This is a genomic window from Comamonas koreensis (genome assembly GCF_021026195.1).
Taxonomy (GTDB): Bacteria; Pseudomonadota; Gammaproteobacteria; order Burkholderiales; family Burkholderiaceae_C; genus Comamonas; species Comamonas koreensis.
In genome coordinates this window covers 310,848-327,130 of record NZ_JAJNCT010000021.1, presented here as the reverse complement: position 1 = coordinate 327,130, position 16,283 = coordinate 310,848, and the positions used below count along the sequence as shown (strand labels likewise).

At 64.3% G+C, this 16,283-nt stretch carries 13 protein-coding genes and 1 pseudogene; 9 read left to right on the top strand and 5 right to left on the bottom strand.

Going from position 1 to position 16,283, the window contains the following annotated elements:
- The first annotated feature begins 80 nt into the window (after positions 1-80).
- Genes LPW39_RS17660 through LPW39_RS17645 form a run of 4 tightly spaced genes read left to right on the top strand, consistent with a single transcriptional unit; the run spans position 81 to position 3,437 of the window.
- Positions 81-1,088 (top strand): ABC transporter substrate-binding protein, encoded by a 1,008-nt coding sequence (locus LPW39_RS17660; RefSeq protein ID WP_230778226.1) that lies wholly within the window; start codon positions 81-83, stop codon positions 1,086-1,088.
- A gap of 9 nt (positions 1,089-1,097) precedes the next feature.
- Entirely contained in the window at positions 1,098-1,886 is a 789-nt protein-coding gene (locus LPW39_RS17655; protein ID WP_230778223.1) for an ABC transporter ATP-binding protein, read from the top strand.
- Positions 1,887-1,888: 2 nt separating this feature from the next.
- Positions 1,889-2,731, top strand: coding sequence for an ABC transporter permease (locus LPW39_RS17650; RefSeq protein WP_230778220.1), 843 nt, complete (start codon positions 1,889-1,891; stop codon positions 2,729-2,731).
- 40 nt (positions 2,732-2,771) lie between these two features.
- On the top strand, positions 2,772-3,437 hold the full coding sequence (locus LPW39_RS17645; protein WP_230778216.1) for an isochorismatase family cysteine hydrolase: 666 nt from the start codon (positions 2,772-2,774) through the stop codon (positions 3,435-3,437).
- Positions 3,438-3,492: 55 nt separating this feature from the next.
- Here the strand turns inward: LPW39_RS17645 and hrpA are convergent, their stop codons facing one another.
- From hrpA to LPW39_RS17625, 4 genes are all read right to left on the bottom strand, one after another.
- Entirely contained in the window at positions 3,493-7,563 is a 4,071-nt protein-coding gene (gene hrpA / locus LPW39_RS17640; protein WP_230778214.1) for an ATP-dependent RNA helicase HrpA, read from the bottom strand.
- An 81-nt stretch (positions 7,564-7,644) separates the two neighbouring features.
- On the bottom strand, positions 7,645-8,370 hold the full coding sequence (locus LPW39_RS17635) for a glycine-rich domain-containing protein (protein WP_230778211.1): 726 nt from the start codon (positions 8,368-8,370) through the stop codon (positions 7,645-7,647).
- A gap of 48 nt (positions 8,371-8,418) precedes the next feature.
- A complete protein-coding gene (locus LPW39_RS17630; RefSeq protein WP_230778208.1) occupies positions 8,419-9,024 on the bottom strand; it encodes a flavin reductase family protein in 606 nt (201 codons plus the stop codon).
- A 66-nt stretch (positions 9,025-9,090) separates the two neighbouring features.
- Positions 9,091-10,086, bottom strand: coding sequence for a tripartite tricarboxylate transporter substrate binding protein (locus LPW39_RS17625; RefSeq protein WP_230778205.1), 996 nt, complete (start codon positions 10,084-10,086; stop codon positions 9,091-9,093).
- Between the two features lie 263 nt (positions 10,087-10,349).
- On the opposite strand from LPW39_RS17625, the gene argA reads away from it, so the two are divergent.
- A complete protein-coding gene (gene argA, locus LPW39_RS17620) occupies positions 10,350-11,696 on the top strand; it encodes an amino-acid N-acetyltransferase (protein ID WP_230778202.1) in 1,347 nt (448 codons plus the stop codon).
- Positions 11,697-11,777: 81 nt separating this feature from the next.
- On the opposite strand, the gene bla is transcribed toward argA, so the two are convergent.
- The gene (bla, locus tag LPW39_RS17615; protein ID WP_230778199.1) at positions 11,778-12,626 is read right to left on the bottom strand and encodes a class A beta-lactamase; all 849 of its coding nucleotides are present in this window, start codon (positions 12,624-12,626) and stop codon (positions 11,778-11,780) included.
- A gap of 156 nt (positions 12,627-12,782) precedes the next feature.
- Here bla and LPW39_RS17610 point away from each other — a divergent pair, with 156 nt between their 5' ends.
- The 4 genes and pseudogenes from LPW39_RS17610 to LPW39_RS17595 all read left to right on the top strand — a co-directional run bounded on the left by LPW39_RS17610 (position 12,783) and on the right by LPW39_RS17595 (position 16,267).
- Positions 12,783-13,658, top strand: coding sequence for a LysR substrate-binding domain-containing protein (locus LPW39_RS17610; RefSeq protein ID WP_230778197.1), 876 nt, complete (start codon positions 12,783-12,785; stop codon positions 13,656-13,658).
- Between the two features lie 168 nt (positions 13,659-13,826).
- Positions 13,827-14,357 carry a DUF3617 domain-containing protein gene (locus tag LPW39_RS17605; protein ID WP_230778194.1) on the top strand — a complete coding sequence of 177 codons (531 nt, stop codon included), beginning with the start codon at positions 13,827-13,829 and terminating at the stop codon, positions 14,355-14,357.
- 284 nt (positions 14,358-14,641) lie between these two features.
- A pseudogene (gene trhO, locus LPW39_RS17600) lies at positions 14,642-15,298 on the top strand (oxygen-dependent tRNA uridine(34) hydroxylase TrhO); the annotation flags it as partial.
- A gap of 321 nt (positions 15,299-15,619) precedes the next feature.
- Positions 15,620-16,267, top strand: coding sequence for a glutathione S-transferase (locus tag LPW39_RS17595; RefSeq protein WP_269075876.1), 648 nt, complete (start codon positions 15,620-15,622; stop codon positions 16,265-16,267).
- Positions 16,268-16,283 lie beyond the last annotated feature (16 nt).

Here is a 16,283-nt window from a genome sequence, read left to right as displayed (position 1 = left end):
TCAGCATTTCTCTTCACATTGCTCGTGCATGAAGTCGTTTTTATTCATCCGTTGGTATTTTCTGTATACAAGGAGTGGGTATGAAGAACATGTTTCGCCGCCGCGCGGCCCTCGCCGCCTCTTTGCTGGCAGCGCTGCTGCCGCTGTCACCAGCCCAGGCGCAGGCACCGCACAAGATACGTTATGAGGAGGTCGTGCGCTCCGTGCTCTATGTTCCCATGTATGTGGGCATCCAGAAAGGCATGTTCAAGGATGCCGGCATAGAGATGAGCATGAAAACCTCGCAGGGCACCGACAAGGGCATGGCCGCCCTGCTCTCGGGCAGCGCCGATATCGTGCTGATTGGTCCCGAGGCCTCAATCTATGTCGCCAACAGCGAGTCGCCCGTCAAACCCATTGTTTTTGCCGGGCTGACTGCCACCGACGGCTTCTTGCTGATGGGCCGCAAGCCCGAGCCCAACTTTGACTGGAAGCAGCTCAAGGGCAGCAAGATCATGTCCTTCCGTCCAGGCTCCAACCCCGATATCTTTCTGGAAGCGGCATTGCGCAAGAAGGGGCTGGATCCCAAGAAGGATGTCAAGCTCGTGAGCAATATCGGTCCGGCCGCCCGCACCGGTGCCTGGCTGGCCGGCCAAAACGACTATGCGACCTTCCTGGAGCCCGAGGCCAGCAGCCTGGAGAAGCAAGGCAAGGCTTTTCCGCTGGGTTCGGTGGGCAAGGAAGCCGGCATGGTCGACTACACGGTGTTCACCACCACCGATGCCTACCTGAAGAAAAACCGTGCCGCCGTGCAGGCCTGGACCCAGGCGGTGGCGAAAGCCCAGCAGTACACGGCCGCAGCGCCAGCGGGCGAGTTGGCGGATCTGGTGGGCAGCTACTTCACCGGCATGGACAAGGCCGAGCTGGTCAGCGCCATTGAGCGCTACCAGCAACTGCAGCTGTGGAAGAAAACGCCGATGGTCGAGAAACAGGCGATGGACCAGCTGCAGGATATGCTGGTGCAAGGCGGGGTGCTGGAGGTGGGCAAGAAAGTGGACTATGCGCGCTTTGTCGACATGGGCCTGGTGCAGAGCCTGGCGCAAAAATAAGGAGCTGCCATGAACCTCCCCTACCGCATCCACGTCGACAACGTCTCCCTGCGCTACTTCACACCCCAGGGCGAAACCCAGGCGCTGCAGAACATCAACCTCTCGGTCAAGGCGGGCGAATTCATCAGCCTGATCGGCCAGTCCGGCTGTGGCAAGAGCACCTTGCTGTCGATCCTGGCGGGCATCCTGCCGCCGTCCAGCGGCTCGGTGCTGGTGGACGGCCAGACCATCATCGGCCCCAACCCGCGCATCGGCTACATGCTGCAGCAGGACTACCTGTTCGAATGGCGCACCATTCTGGAGAACACCTTGCTGGGCGCCCAGATCCAGAACAAGGACCTGGCCGCCGCCGAGAAGCGCGCCACCCAGCTGCTGCACAAATGCGGCATGGGTGACTACCTGCACCACTACCCGCGCCAGCTCTCGGGCGGCATGCGCCAGCGGGTAGCGCTGGCCCGCACCCTGGTCACCAACCCGGATGTGGTGCTGCTTGACGAGCCCTTCTCCGCGCTCGACTCGCAAACCCGATTGTCGATTGCCGATGAGGTGGTCGATGTGCTGCGCGACGAAGGCAAGTCGGTGATCCTGGTGACACACGACATTGGCGAGGCCATTGCGATGACCGACCGGGTCATCGTGCTCTCGCGCCGGCCCGGGCGCATCAAATCGGTACACCACATGGATTTCCCCTCGCAGGGAGGCAAACGGCCCACGCCCTTCGAGGCCCGGGGCTGCCCAGAATTCAACGACTACTTCAATGTGCTGTGGGACGAGATCGACGCCCACGTGGAAGGATAAGCATGAGCACCGTCATGAACACCACCAACACGGCGGCTCCGGCCCAGGCCGACACCCGCAGCCCCGAATACCGCCAGTGGCTGGCCCAGATCCAGCGCCGCAAGCGCCTGGTGGCGCTGAGCCGCGCCGGCCTGTTGCTGGCATTCCTGCTGATTTGGGAGGTACTGGCGCGCAGCCACATCCTCAACCCCATGCTCACCAGCTACCCCTCTGCCGTGCTGCCCACCCTGGTCGATCTGGCCCGCAGCGGCGACCTGCTGGGCCACACCTGGGTCACTTTCAAGGCCACGGTGATCGGCTTTGTGATCAGCATGCTGCTGGGCATCGGCATGGCCGCCCTGCTGTGGTGGAGCAGCTTTGTCAAAAAGGTGCTGGATCCTTTCCTGGTGATTGCCAACGCCATGCCCAAGATTGCCTTTGTCCCGATCTTCTACATCTGGCTGGGCTCGGAATATTCGGTCTACGGCATGGCGGTCGCCATCTCGCTGTTCATCACCATCATGGTGGTCTATGAAGGCTTTCAGGCCATCGACCCCAACAAGATCAAGCTGGCCACCACCTTGGGCGCGAGCAAGTTCCAGGTCATGAAGTACGTGGTCTTCCCGGGCAGCGTGCCAGCGGTGATCGCCGCGATCAAGATGAACATCGGCCTGTCGCTGATCGGCGTCATCGTCGGCGAGTTCCAGTCCTCCAGCGCCGGGCTGGGCTTTCTGATCGTCAATGGCAGCCAGGTGTTCAAGCTCAATGTGGTGATGGCCTCGATCGTCGTGCTGGCGCTGCTGTCAGCGGTGATGTACATGGCGGTCACCCGGCTGGAGAAAAGCGTGCAGCACCGCTACGCCTGAGCGCTGACCATGATCCCCCATTTCAAGAAACGACAACCCCATGCAGTTTGAACCCTGGATTGAAGAACGCGTGCTGGCCCGCCAGGGGGTGCTCCACCCCTATGACCAGTTCGATGCCGCGACCACGGCCTTTGTCATCGTGGATCTGCAGAACTACTACACCCAGCCCGGTTTTCAGGGCGAATGCGCACCGGCACGCGCCATCTTTGGCCAGGTCAACCAGCTGGCTGCGGCGCTGCGCGCCAAGGGCGGCACCGTCGTGTGGATCAAGACCAATGCCGACGGCGCCGACCAGTTCTGGTCCCACCACCACCGCCATATGCTGACGCCCGAGCGCAGCGCACGCCGGCTGCTGGAGCTGGGCAGTGGCCACGCCGGCTTTGCGATGCCGCCAGCGCTGGAGGTATTGCCGGGCGATCTCACCGTCGTCAAGCGCTGCTACAGCGCCCTCGCCCCCGGCGCCTCGGACCTGGACGCCGTCCTCAAGGCACGGGGCGTGCGCACGGTGCTGATCGGCGGCACCGTCACCAATGTCTGCTGCGAATCGACTGCGCGCGACGCGATGATGCTGGACTACGCCACCGTCATGGTCGACGACGCGCTGGCCGCCGTTACGCCCCATGAGCATATAAACAGCTTGAACAACTGGATGCTGTTCTTTGGCGATGTGCTGACGGTGGACGAGGTGGTCACCCGCCTGGTTTGACCCCAAAAAATCCGGCCATGCTGCGCAAGGCAGCATGGCCGGTGTCGCTGCATCCTTACTGCTGCAGCTGCTGCCAGACCTTGTCTAGCCGCTTGCTGCTGACGGGGTACGGCGTGCGCAGCTCCTGCGCAAAAAAGCTCACCCGCAGCTCTTCCAGCATCCAGCGGTACTCCTGCATGCGCGCATCCACCTGGCCCTTGCGCTCTGCTACCAGGCGCCAGTAGCGCTGCTCCAGCGGCTGTAGTTCCTTGAGCTTGGCGGCATCGCGTGCCGGGTCGGCCCGGTACTTGTCCAGGCGCGCGGTGATCGCCTTCAGGTAGCGGGCATAGTGGCCCAGCTGGGCCCAGGGTGCGATGGCGATGAAGTTCTTGGGCACCAGTTTTTGCAATTGCTGCTGGGCATCTGCCGTGGCCTCGGGGGCGTTCTTGGTGTCCTTGATCTTGCGCACGGCAGCCATGTATTCCTGCAGCACGCCAGCGGCCATGCGCGCCACCTCGTTGGCGATCAGGGTCAGGCGCGCGCGCCCCTCCTGCACCCGCTGCTTGAACTGCTCGGCATCGGCAGGCAGCGGCTCTTGCAGAAAAGCGCGGTCAATCGCCACATTGATGATCTGCTCGCGCAGCTCTTCCTGCGTGCCCAGCGGCATATAGCCCACCGCCATCTTCTGCAGATCGGGGATGTTCTTCTCCAGGTACTTGAGCGCATCGCGGATCTGCAGCGCAAACAAACGGCGCAGGCCCAGCGCATGGCGGCTGGCTGCCACCTCGGGCTCGTCGAACACCTCGATGCCGACACCGGTGCCGTGGTCGATCAACGCAGGGAAGCCAATCAGCGTCTGGTTCCCCTTCTTGATCTCCATCAGCTCGGGCAAGGCGCCAAAGCTCCAATCGGTCCAGAGCTTGTCGGCCGCATGTACGGGCCCCGACGGCTTGGCCTGGGCTGCACCACTGCTGGGCGCCGGGGCCGCCTTGCCACCCTGCTTCGCAGCAGCGGCTGGGGCTTGCGCCGGTGCCGGCGCGGCCACGCCATCGGCCTGCGGCGCGATCTTGAGCTCGGCCAGCGCCTGGAAGGCGCCGCGCGCCTTGGCGCCCCACTGGGCCTTCAAGGCACCCAGGTTGCGGCCCTGGCCCAGCTGGCGGCCATGCTCGTCGCTGATGCGGAAGTTCATGAACAGATGGGGGCTGAGCATGTCCAGCTTGAAATCGGCGCGCTTGATGTCCAGCGAGGTCTCGTCGCGTGCCTGCTTGAGCAGCACCTCGACCAGGCTGCCAGCACCAAAGCGCTCGGCGCTGCCCAGCAGCTCGGCCAGGCGCTGGGCGTTTTCGGCCAGCGGCACAAAGCGGCTGCGCGGGCGCTGGGGCAGGCTTTTGAGCAGGGCCTGGATCTTGTCCTTGAGCATGCCCGGCACCAGCCATTCGGCACGCTCCTCGCTGACCTGGTTGAGCACGAACAACGGCACCGTGACAGTCACGCCGTCACGCGGGTCACCGGGCTGGTGCAGGTAGCTGGCCGTGCAATCGACCCCACCCATCTTGATGGTCTTGGGGAAGGCGGCGGTCGTGATGCCGGCGGCCTCATGGCGCATGAGCTCGTCGCGCGACAGGCGCAGCAGATCGGGGTTGCGCGCACTCTCGTCCTTGACCCAGCGCTCCAGCGCCCGGCCGGTGCAGATGTCTTGCGGAATCTGCTGGTCGTAGAACGCATAGATGAGCGCATCGTCGACCAGCACGTCCTGGCGGCGGCTCTTGTGCTCCAGCTCCTCGACCTTGGCGATCAGCTTCTGGTTGGCCTGCAAAAATGGCAGGCGTGTCTCCCAGTCGCCCTCCACCAGCGCCTGGCGGATGAAGATGTCGCGCGCGCCTTGCGGGTCGATCTTGCCGTAGCTGATGCGGCGCTGGCTGTAGACCACCAGGCCATACAAGGTGGCGCGCTCATAGGCGGCCACCTCGCCCTGCTTTTTCTCCCAATGCGGGTCCAGCAACTGCTTGCGCAGCAGGTGCGCGCCTACCTGCTCCAGCCACTGGGGCTCGATGGCAGCAATGCCACGCCCGTAGAGGCGCGAGGTCTCGACCAGCTCGGCCGCCACAATCCAGCGGCCGGGTTTTTTGGACAGGTGGGCGCCGGGGTGCGGATGGAAGCGAATGCCACGCGCGCCCAGGTAGCCATCGCCCTCCTCGGTCTTGAAGCCGATATTGCCCAGCAGGCCCGAGAGCATGGACAGGTGCACGGCCTCATAACCGGCGGCCTCCTCGTTCATCGGCCAGCGCTGCTCCTTGACCACCGTCAGCAGCTGCGAATGGATGTCGCGCCACTCGCGCACGCGGCGGATGTTGATGAAGTTCTGGCGCAACAGTTGCTCCCACTGCCGGTTGCTCAGCTTGTGGCTGGCCTCGTCGGCCACGCTGTCCTGCGGCGTGAAAGCGGCCAGCGGTGCGGCGCTGTCCACCGCTGCGGTCGCACCGGTGCTGCGCTGGGCCACCGGCAAAAAGGCGGCATTGCGCCCCATTGCCTGGCCCTTGGCCGGAGCGGATTGCTGGGCCATGTCCTTGCGGCTCTTGGCCACCACCTTGCCGCCGCGCGCATCCTGCAGCCATTTCCACAGCCGCAGGTAGCCACTGAACTCGCTCTTCTCGTCGTCGAACTTGGCATGCTGCTGGTCGGCCTGCTGCTGGGCTTCCAGCGGGCGGTCGCGCACATCCTGCACGCTCAGCGCCGAGGCAATCACCAGCACCTCGGCCAGCGCGCCGCGCTCGCGCGCCTCCACAATCATGCGCGCCACGCGCGGGTCCAGCGGCAGGCGCGACAAGGCCTGGCCCATCGGCAGCAGCTCGCCCTGCTCATCGACGGCACCGAGCTCGGCCAGCAGCTGGTAGCCATCGGCAATCGCGCGGCCGGACGGCGCTTCTAGAAACGGAAAGTTCACCACATCGCCCAGGCGCAAGGCCTTCATGCGCAGGATGACGCCAGCCAAAGACGAGCGCAGGATTTCCGGATCGGTAAAGGGGCTGCGCGACTGGAAATCGGCCTCGTCATAGAGACGGATGCAGATACCGTTGGCCACGCGGCCGCAGCGGCCGGCGCGCTGGTTGGCCGCCGCCTGGCTGACCGGCTCGACCAGCAACTGCTCGACCTTGCTGCGGAAGGAATAGCGTTTGACCCGGGCCGTTCCGGCATCGATCACATAGCGGATGCCGGGCACCGTGAGCGAGGTTTCGGCCACGTTGGTGGCCAGCACAATGCGCCGGCCGGTATGGCCTTCAAAGATGCGGTCCTGCTCGGCCTGCGACAGGCGCGAGAACAGCGGCAGCACCTCGGCATTGCGCAGCACCGGCGAATGCTGCAGGTGCTTGCGCAGATGGTCGGCGGCCTCGCGGATCTCACGCTCGCCCGGCAGAAAAATCAGAATGTCGCCGCCGGCCCCGCCGGTCCACAGCTCGTCGACGCCATCGGCAATCGCATCGTTGAGGTCGTAGTCCTTGGCATCTTCAAAAGGCCGGTAGCGCATCTCCACCGGAAAGGTGCGGCCCGAGACCATGATCACCGGCGCCGGGCCTTGCGGGCCGGCAAAGTGCTTGGCAAAGCGGTCGGCATCGATGGTGGCCGAGGTCACCACCACTTTCAGATCAGGGCGCTTGGGCAGGATCTGGCGCAGATAGCCCAGCAGAAAGTCGATATTGAGGCTGCGCTCATGGGCCTCGTCAATGATCAAGGTGTCGTAGGCCTTGAGCAGCGGGTCGGTCTGGGTCTCGGCCAGCAAGATACCGTCGGTCATCAGCTTGACCGAGGCGTCCTTGGACAAACGGTCCTGGAAACGCACCTTGTAGCCCACCACATCGCCCAGCGGGGTCTGCAGCTCTTCGGCAATGCGCTTGGCCACGCTGCTGGCCGCAATACGGCGGGGCTGGGTGTGGCCGATCAAATGGCCGCGCACCTCGCCCTTGTCATTGGGGGTGGCATTGATCTTGCCGCGGCCCAGGGCCAGTGCAATCTTGGGCAGCTGGGTGGTTTTGCCCGATCCGGTCTCGCCGCAGACGATGATGACCTGGTGGCGGTCCATGGCCTCCATGATTTCATCACGGCGGGCGGAAACTGGCAGGGATTCGGGAAACGTAATCTTGAGCGACATAGGGGCAGCATTATCCCCGCAGCAGGGCCCCACCGGTTGCGAAGCCGCAACAACGCCTTGGGCCCACGCAGGCTTTGCCGCTCAATCGCTGCTGCCGCCCCCGCAACTGCTACCGCCGCAACTGCTGCCACTGCAGCTGGACGAGCCGCCATCGCTGTCCGCGCTGCTGCTGCTGTCGTCGCGGTAGCTGCTGCTGTCGCTGCCCGATACCGGGCTGGATGTGCTGTCCGTGCTGCTGCTCGCCGCCGCTGCAGCCTGCGCAAATGCTGCCGCCCACTGGTCCAGCAGCTCCGGCGGGTAAAGCCAGCCGTCTTCCAACGCGGCTGCGGCATCCAATGCAAACAGCAAGGGGATGCCGCCCAGCAGCGCGCCCACCATATAGCGCCGGCTGTGCATGGCCGCATTCCAGCTCGACTGCATCTGCGCTGTCTGGTTCTGCGAAACTCCGGCGCTGGATGCCTGCGCGGGCAGGTGGTGGAACATATGCCCGAAGGCACGCTGGCAAAACTGCTGGTAGCGCCGCGTATCCAGAATGAACGCATGCCACAGCGCATCGGCCAGGCGCGAGGGCATCTGCAGCTGCGCGCGCGGCGCCAGCCAGTGCATGATGAAAAACTGGCGCAGCGCCTCTTCGGCCTGCGCCACGCTCGCATCGTTCAGGTAGGGGTGGTCACGCCAGATCGCCTTGCGGTAGGCGGCGTCCAGCCGGTACTGCTGCAAAAAGCGCAATTGCCGGCGTTTGCGCAGCATGCGCCAGCCCAACACGGCCAACAGCGCCGCAACGATGGCGGCAAAGATCAGAAACATCAGACCCGCCCAGCGCCGGCTTGGGCGCGGCAGCAGCCAGGGACGCGATCAAACCTTGGGCACCGGTACATCGATGGCCTCCCCGATGGCATAGAAATGGCCGCCCGCGACATAGTGCAGCGTGCGCAGCGCCTGTGGCGCGGTTTCGAAATGCCAGTGGCCGTCCCGGAACACCCGGTCGTCTGCCCAGGCGCCGGTGACCTCGCCAATGAACAGGTCATAGCTTTGCTGGTTATGGGGCTCGGGCACCAGCCGGCATTCCAGCCAGGCGGCGCATCCCGCCACCAGCGGGGTCTGCTGGCCTGGCGCATCGAACAGCTGCACACCCAACCGGGCTAGCTTGTCCGGGTGCTGCAGCGCGCTGAGGGTGCCCAGCTCCACCGCCAAGGCGGCGATGGGCACTGTGGGCAGCTGCAGCGCAAAGCGGCCGCTGGCCTCCACCAGCGCGCGGGTGCGGGTGGCCTTGTCCAGCACCACGGTCACCTTGGGCGGTGAGAAATCAAGCGCGCAGGCCCAGGCAGCGGCCATCACATTGCGCTCGGCGCCATCGGCGGCCGACACCAGCACCGTGGGCCCGTGGTTGAGCAGGCGGTAGGCCTTCTCCAGTGCGACGGGTTGAAAATGGGGGTCGGCACTGCCAGAGATCAGGTCCATAGGTGGGTCTGCAAGTACAAGATCCCTCCATTGTGCATGTCTGCGTCGCGCTGCGCAGGCTGTGGCTCAATCGATGCGGATCTTCGCGGTCTTGACCACCCGTGCCCATTTGTCGATCTCGGACTGCAGGCGCTGCGCCATCTCGTCGGGCGTGCCGGGATCGGCCTCGGCACCGGCGACATACAGGCGCTGGCGCACCTCCTGGTTCCGCATCACCTGGTTGAAATCGGCATTGACCTTGGCAACCACCTCCTTGGGCGTGCCGGCCGGCGCAAACAGCGCTGCCCAGGAATAGGCCTCGTAGCCGGCCAGGCCCTGCTCGGCAATGGTCGGCACCTCGGGCATCAGCGCCGAGCGCTTGGGGCTGGCAACACCGAGCACCCGCACCTTGCCGCTCTTGATATGGCCAATGGCGGTGGGCGCATCGCTGAACATCATCGCCACCTGGCCGCCCAGTACATCGGTCATCGCCGGAGCGCTGCCCTTATAGGGAATGTGCAGCAGCTTGGTGCCCGCATGCATATTGAAGAGCTCCCCTGCCAGGTGGGTGCCGCCGCCATTGCCCGACGAAGCAAAGGCCAGGTTGCTGCCCGGCTTCTTGGCCAGCGCAATCAGCTCCTGCACATTCTTGGCCGGCACGCTGGGGTTGACCACCAGGAACACCGGGAACATGGCCGCAAAGCTTACCGGCACAAAGTCCTTCTGGATGTCATAGCTCAGCTTGGGGTGCAGCGAAGGGTTGACCGAATGGTGGATCGCGCCAACAAACAGGCTGTAGCCGTCGGCAGGCTGGCGGGCTGCGGTCTCCGCGCCGATGATGCCGCCGCCACCGGCGCGGTTGTCAATAAACGTGCCCTGGCCCCACAGCTGGCCCAGCGGCGGCACAAAGGCGCGCGCCGTCGTATCGACCGGGCCGCCGGGTGGGAAGGGCACGATGAACTTGACCTGCTTGTTGGGGTAGTCGGCCGCATGCGCAGCCCCCGCATGCAGCAAAGGCAGGCCGGCGGCCAGGGGCGCTGCGCCCAGCGCCAGCATCTGGCGGCGGTTGATGGTGGTGGTCATGCTTGTCTCCAGGCTATTTTTTGCAAAACCGCCATCATCGGCCCGGCGCGCCGGTTTGCCCACACCTGCGCCGTTTGTGATTGCGAAACCTCCACTTCGCGCCAGCAGAAATGAAACAGGCGCCATTGATGGTTTTTTCCCATGGCCACAGGGCCGATTCCGGAGCGAACTGCATGCAGGGGCGCCATGTTTGTATAACAATAGCGGCAGCCGCAAACCGCCGATCTGGCGTGCTTCTAGGAAATACCCCACCCCCACCCCCCATGTCCGCTGTATTCAATTTCACCTTTGTGCCCTGGTTCCGTTCGGTGGCGCCTTATATCCATAAGTTTCGCAACCAGACTTTTGTAGTGGGCGTGACAGGTGAGGCGATTGCAGCGGGCAAGCTGCAATCCATTGCCCAGGATCTGGCCTTGATCCAGGCGCTGGGTGTCAAGATCGTGCTGGTGCATGGTTTCCGGCCCCAGGTGAATGAGCAGCTCGCAGCCAAAGGGCATGCGCCGCGCTATTCGCATGGCATCCGCGTGACCGATTCGGTCGCGCTCGATTGCGCCCAGGAGGCCGCTGGCCAGTTGCGCTTCGAGATTGAAGCGGCCTTCAGCCAGGGTCTGCCCAATACGCCGATGGCGGGCGCCACCGTGCGGGTGATCTCCGGCAACTTTGTCACCGCGCGCCCGGTCGGCATTGTCGACGGCGTGGATTTCATGCACTCGGGCCTGGTGCGCAAGGTCGATGTTGGCGGCATCCACCGCACCCTGGACATGGGCGCGATGGTGCTGGTGTCGCCCTTTGGCTTCTCGCCCACCGGCGAGGCTTTCAACCTCAGCATGGAAGAAGTGGCCACGCGCGTGGCGATCGAGCTCAAGGCCGACAAGCTGATGTTCCTGACCGAGGTGGCCGGCATCCGCCAAAGCCCGCTGGAGGCAGAGAGCGAAGAAAACCCGGTGGACACCGAGCTGCCGCTGGATGTGGCGCAAAAGCTGCTGGCCGAGCTGCCCCCTGCTACCGTGCCCACCGATGTGGGCTTTTACCTGCAGCATTGCGTCAAGGCCTGCAAGGAAGGCGTGGAGCGCAGCCACATTCTGCCGTTTGCCACCGACGGCGCGCTGCTGCTGGAAATCTATGTGCACGATGGCATCGGCACGATGGTGATCGATGAGCGCCTGGAAGAGCTGCGCGAAGCCAAGCCCGATGATGTCGGCGGCATTCTGCAGCTGATCGAGCCCTTCGAGAAGGACGGCACGCTGGTCAAGCGCAGCCGTACCGAGATCGAGCGCGACATCTCTGCCTACACGATCATTGAGCACGATGGCGTGATCTTTGGCTGCGCCGCCCTATACCCTTACCCGGAAGCGGGCACCGCCGAGATGGCCGCCGTCACCGTATCGCCGCAAAGCCAGGGCACCGGCGATGGCGAAAAATTGCTCAAGCGCATCGAGCAACGCGCCCGTGCCACGGGCTTGAAGAGCATTTTTGTGCTTACCACCCGCACGATGCACTGGTTCCTCAAGCGCGGCTTCCAGCCGGTGGACCCCGACTGGCTGCCCGAGCAACGCAAGGCCAAGTACAACTGGAGCCGCAAGAGCCAGGTGCTGGTCAAGTACCTGTGATCACGCCGGCTTGAAGCGCGCACAGCAAAACTGCCCCTGACCAGGGGCAGTTTTTTCGGGGCCGGCGCTATGGCTGCCGACTTAGCCCCAGAGCTTGACCACCTCGGCGGCCACCGTGGCCAGTGCTGCATCGCGGGCCTTGGGCTCTGCCTTGCATTCGGTCAGATAGCTGGTCACCAGGATGGGGGCGCCGCCGCCCGGCGGCCAGAGCAAACCCACATCATTGCGCGTGTCTGGACCGGCGCCCGTCTTGTCGCCCACTTTCCAACCCTTGGCGCCCGCGCGCAGGCAGTTGTCACCGGTGGTGTTCGCCACCAGCCAAGCTACGAGCTTGTCGCGGCTTGCCGGGCTCAGCGCGTTACCCAGGGTCAAGGTCTGCATGCTGGTCAGCATGGCCAGCGGGCTGGTCGTATCACGCACATCGCCCGGCTTGGACTCGCTCATGGCAGGCTCGATGCGATCCAGCCGCGTGACTTGGTCTTTCAAGCTGCGCATGTAGGCGGTAAAGCCTGCGGGCCCGCCGACACGCTCCAGCAGCAGATTGGTGGCACCGTTGTCGCTGACCGTGACGATGGCATCGCAAAGCGCATCGACCGTCATAGGCGCCTTGCCAGCAAACTTCTCGATGACCGGCGAATAGCTCACCAGCGCCGACCGGTCAAAGGTGACCTGTGCATCCAGCTTTTCCTGCCCGGCATCCACGCGGGACAGCACCTGGCCCGCCAGCAGCATCTTGAAGGTGCTGCACATGGGGAAACGCTCATTCTGGCGCCAGCCCAGTGCCACGCCCGTGCCGGTGTTCAGCACCGATACCCCCAGCCGCCCGCCCACCGAGCGCTCCAGCGCCTCTATGGCGCGGAGAAACTCTAGCTCGGCCGGCGAACGATGCGGAGGTGTGGTGGCCCAGGCACGCGACGACGTCGCTATCATGCTTGCCGCACCCATAGTCAAGAAAAACTTTCTTCTAAGCACTGATTCACTCCTTAAAATTTAGGGTCATTGATAGATGACACTGAATTTACCGGGTTGGCGACGTTCTTACCAACGATGAAAACCAAGAAAACCCAAAAGAAAAACTTATAGCTTATGCACCTGCCTTTGAATGCCCTGCGCGCTTTCGATGCCGCTGCACGCCACCTCAACCTGACGCGGGCCGCGCTGGAGCTGCATGTGACCCAGGCCGCGATCAGCCAGCACATACGCCAGCTGGAAGACCTGCTGGGCAAGCCGCTGTTTCGCCGCCTGCCGCGCGGCCTGGCACTGACCGACGAGGGCATGGCTCTAGTGCCGGTGGTGGCTCAGGCCTTTGGCAACCTGTCGCGTGCGCTCGCCCAGGTGCAGGACCGGCGACCGCACGAGGTGCTGTCCGTCGGTGTGGTGGGCACCTTTGCCGTGGGCTGGCTGCTGCCCCGGCTGCGCGCCTTTCAGGAGGCCCATGCCTTTGTCGATCTGCGCCTGTTCACCCACAACAACCGCGTGGATCTGGCGGGCGAAGGCTGGGATTGCGCAATCCGCTTTGGCGATGGCGCCTGGCATGGCACGGCGGCCAGGCAGCTGCTGCAGGCGCCGCTGACCCCCATGTGCGCCCCGGCCATCGCCGCCCGCCTGCAGCAACCAGCCGACCTGGCCCATGAGACCTTGCTGCGCTCCTACCGCGCTGGGGAATGGGAGCAGTGGTTTGCCCACACCAAGCAGGCCTGCCCCAGCCTGCGCGGCACGGTCTTTGATTCATCGCTGACCTTGGCCGAGGCAGCGGCCCAGGGCCTGGGCGTGGCGCTGCTGCCCTTGCGCCTGTTCTCCCGCGATCTGCAAGCGGGCCGCCTGGTCGCCCCCTTGGCGCAAACCCTGGACACCGGCAGCTACTGGCTGACGCAGCTCAAATCGCGCAGCCCCAGCGTGGCGATGCAGACCTTTGAGCACTGGCTGCTGGAGCAATGCGGACAGGAGCAGCACAGCGCATAGCGCCCCCCAGGGCTGCCCCAAGCAGCTGCCGGATGCTCTCCTACACGCGGCCCGGCCCTTGTCAGACAATGTGTCAGCAGCCTCCCGCCTAGGATATAAAGTAACAACGCGTTCTTGTAAAAAAACACTCTGCAGCTACGCAGAATGACAACCACCGAGAGGACATCCATGCTTTCCACCCGCTACCTCGCTTCCCTGTCCGCCGTTGCTGCCGCCTTGCTGGCAGCAGGCTGCGCCTCCACCGGCGATATCGAAGACCTGCCGCGCCCCAAGTCGGGCCACTGGCAAATCAGCTCCACCGACCAGGATGGCCAGACGGTCCAGTTCCAGGACTGCATGGACAAGGACACTTTCTACAAGACCCGCGAACTGCAAAAGGCCAAGTACGATGTGCAGCAGTGCAAGACAGCGAGCATGAAAGACAGCAACGGCTGGCAGTTCACCTCCAACTGCAAGGTGGGCCAGACGGAGCAGCGCATCGAAAGCAGCCGCAAGATCACCGGCGACTTCCAGCACAACTTCCATGTGCTGTCTGTCACCAAGCAGCAAATGCCCGATGGCAGCACCGTGGAGACCACCCGCAATATCAAGGGCGAGTACCTGGGTGCCTGCCCTGCCGGCATCAACCCCGGCGACCGTGTGTTCGACGGTGGTGGCAAGATCAACTTCTACGACATCACCGGTCTGAGCCCCAAGTAAGGCTTGGCACCCGTTGCGCAGCCCGGCCCCGCCGGGCTTTTTTACGTCTGCGCGCCGGGCCATTTTGCTGATCCAGATCTAGCAATGGGCGATTCAGATACAGTACGATGTTCAGCCGTTGGACTGCGGCCGGCCCTGTGCTGCCTGCGCTGGCGCTGCCCGCCAGCCCCATGCAGCCATCCCAAGCCAGGGATGCCAGGGCCCTCCTCCCGTCCACCCGGCTTTTCCCATGCCATACCCGACAGATGCTGCCCACCAGCAGGCATCTTTCGTAGATTTTCTCCATGTCCCAGCAATACCTTACCGCCGCGCTTTACCAGTTCATCGACCTGCCGGAGTTTGCCCAATGGCAGCAGCCTTTGCAGGCGCTCTGTGACCAGCACCAGGTCAAGGGCCTGCTGCTGCTTGCCCACGAAGGTATCAACGGCACGATCGCCGGCCTGCCCGACGATGTGCAGGCGGTGCTGGACTGGCTCAAGCGCGACCCGCGCCTGGCCAACCTGGTGCACAAGGAGGCCCATGCCGACAGCAACCCCTTCTACCGCATGCGTGTGCGGCTCAAGCAGGAGATCGTCACGCTGGGCGTGCCCGAGCTGAACCCGGCCCTCAATGCCGGCCAGTATGTAAAGCCCGAAGACTGGAATGCGCTGATCAGCCAGCCCGATGTGGTGTTGGTGGACACCCGCAATGACTACGAGGTGGGCATTGGCAGCTTTGAAGGCGCGATCAACCCGCACACCAAGAGCTTTACCGAGTTTCCGCAATGGGTGGCCGAGCAGTCGCAGCCCGGCGGCGCGCTGCATGGCAAGCAAAAGGTGGCGATGTTCTGCACCGGTGGCATCCGCTGCGAAAAATCCACCGCCTACATGAAGACCCAGGGCTTCGAGGACGTCTACCACCTTGAAGGCGGCATTCTCAAATACCTGGAGACGGTGGCTGAAGACGAATCGATGTGGTGGGGCGACTGCTTTGTGTTTGACGAGCGCGTCTCGGTCGGCCATGGCCTGGTGCGCGGCCCGCACCAGCTTTGCCGCAGCTGCCGCATGCCACTGGGCGCGGACGAGCTGGCCCATGCCCACTATGTGCGCGGCGTCAGCTGCCCCTACTGCCATGGCAGCCGCACGCCTGAGCAACTCGCTTCGCTGGCCGAGCGCCAGCGCCAAATGGACCTGGCGCAAGAGCGTGGGGACACCCACCTGGGCCACACCCAGGCCAGCTCGCAGCAATCGCGCCGGCAAAAAGTGGCCGCGCAGCAAGAGGCCTTGCAAGGCCTGCCAGTGCTGTACTCCTTCCGCCGCTGCCCCTATGCAATGCGGGCGCGTCTGGCGCTGGCCTATGCCCGCATCGCCTGCCAGCTGCGCGAGGTCGTCCTCAAGGACAAGCCCCAGGCGCTGCTGGATGCATCGCCCAAGGGCACTGTGCCTGTCCTGGTGCTGGCCGATGGCACCGTGCTGGAAGAGAGCCTGGAGATCATGCTCTGGGCGCTGCGCCAGAATGACCCCGACCAGTGGCTGAGCCCCACAGCCGGCAGCCTCGACGAGATGCAGGCGCTGATCGCCCGCCATGACAGCGAATTCAAACCTGCACTGGACCGCTGCAAATACCCCAGCCGCTATCCGCAAGCAGATGCGGCTGCCGCAGCGGCCACGGCCAACGAGTTCTTGGGCGCATTGAACCAGCAGCTGGCTGCCACCGGCTACCTATTTGGCCGTGACCCGAGCCTGGCCGACATGGCCATCCGCCCCTTTGTACGCCAGTTTGCCGGCATTGACGAAGCCGCATGGCAGAATCACGCCTGGCCCCACCTGCAAGCCTGGTTGCTGCGTCTGACCGACTCGGCACTGTTTGAGCAGGTGATGGAAAAATACCCTGCCTGGCACCCGGACGAAGCGGGCGTGCTGTTCCGCTGAGCGGGCGCCGCACGCT

What these genes read in the sequence shown, in the direction of transcription:
- LPW39_RS17635 (WP_230778211.1), bottom strand. Translation starts at nt 8,370, where the DNA reads ATGTTTCTGATCTTTGCCGCCATCGTTGCGGCGCTGTTGGCCGTGTTG.
- LPW39_RS17650 (WP_230778220.1), top strand. Translation starts at nt 1,889, where the DNA reads ATGAGCACCGTCATGAACACCACCAACACGGCGGCTCCGGCCCAGGCC.
- LPW39_RS17610 (WP_230778197.1), top strand. Translation starts at nt 12,783, where the DNA reads ATGCACCTGCCTTTGAATGCCCTGCGCGCTTTCGATGCCGCTGCACGC.
- LPW39_RS17655 (WP_230778223.1), top strand. Translation starts at nt 1,098, where the DNA reads ATGAACCTCCCCTACCGCATCCACGTCGACAACGTCTCCCTGCGCTAC.
- LPW39_RS17645 (WP_230778216.1), top strand. Translation starts at nt 2,772, where the DNA reads ATGCAGTTTGAACCCTGGATTGAAGAACGCGTGCTGGCCCGCCAGGGG.
- LPW39_RS17630 (WP_230778208.1), bottom strand. Translation starts at nt 9,024, where the DNA reads ATGGACCTGATCTCTGGCAGTGCCGACCCCCATTTTCAACCCGTCGCA.
- LPW39_RS17625 (WP_230778205.1), bottom strand. Translation starts at nt 10,086, where the DNA reads ATGACCACCACCATCAACCGCCGCCAGATGCTGGCGCTGGGCGCAGCG.
- LPW39_RS17660 (WP_230778226.1), top strand. Translation starts at nt 81, where the DNA reads ATGAAGAACATGTTTCGCCGCCGCGCGGCCCTCGCCGCCTCTTTGCTG.
- hrpA (WP_230778214.1), bottom strand. Translation starts at nt 7,563, where the DNA reads ATGTCGCTCAAGATTACGTTTCCCGAATCCCTGCCAGTTTCCGCCCGC.
- argA (WP_230778202.1), top strand. Translation starts at nt 10,350, where the DNA reads ATGTCCGCTGTATTCAATTTCACCTTTGTGCCCTGGTTCCGTTCGGTG.
- LPW39_RS17605 (WP_230778194.1), top strand. Translation starts at nt 13,827, where the DNA reads ATGCTTTCCACCCGCTACCTCGCTTCCCTGTCCGCCGTTGCTGCCGCC.
- bla (WP_230778199.1), bottom strand. Translation starts at nt 12,626, where the DNA reads ATGATAGCGACGTCGTCGCGTGCCTGGGCCACCACACCTCCGCATCGT.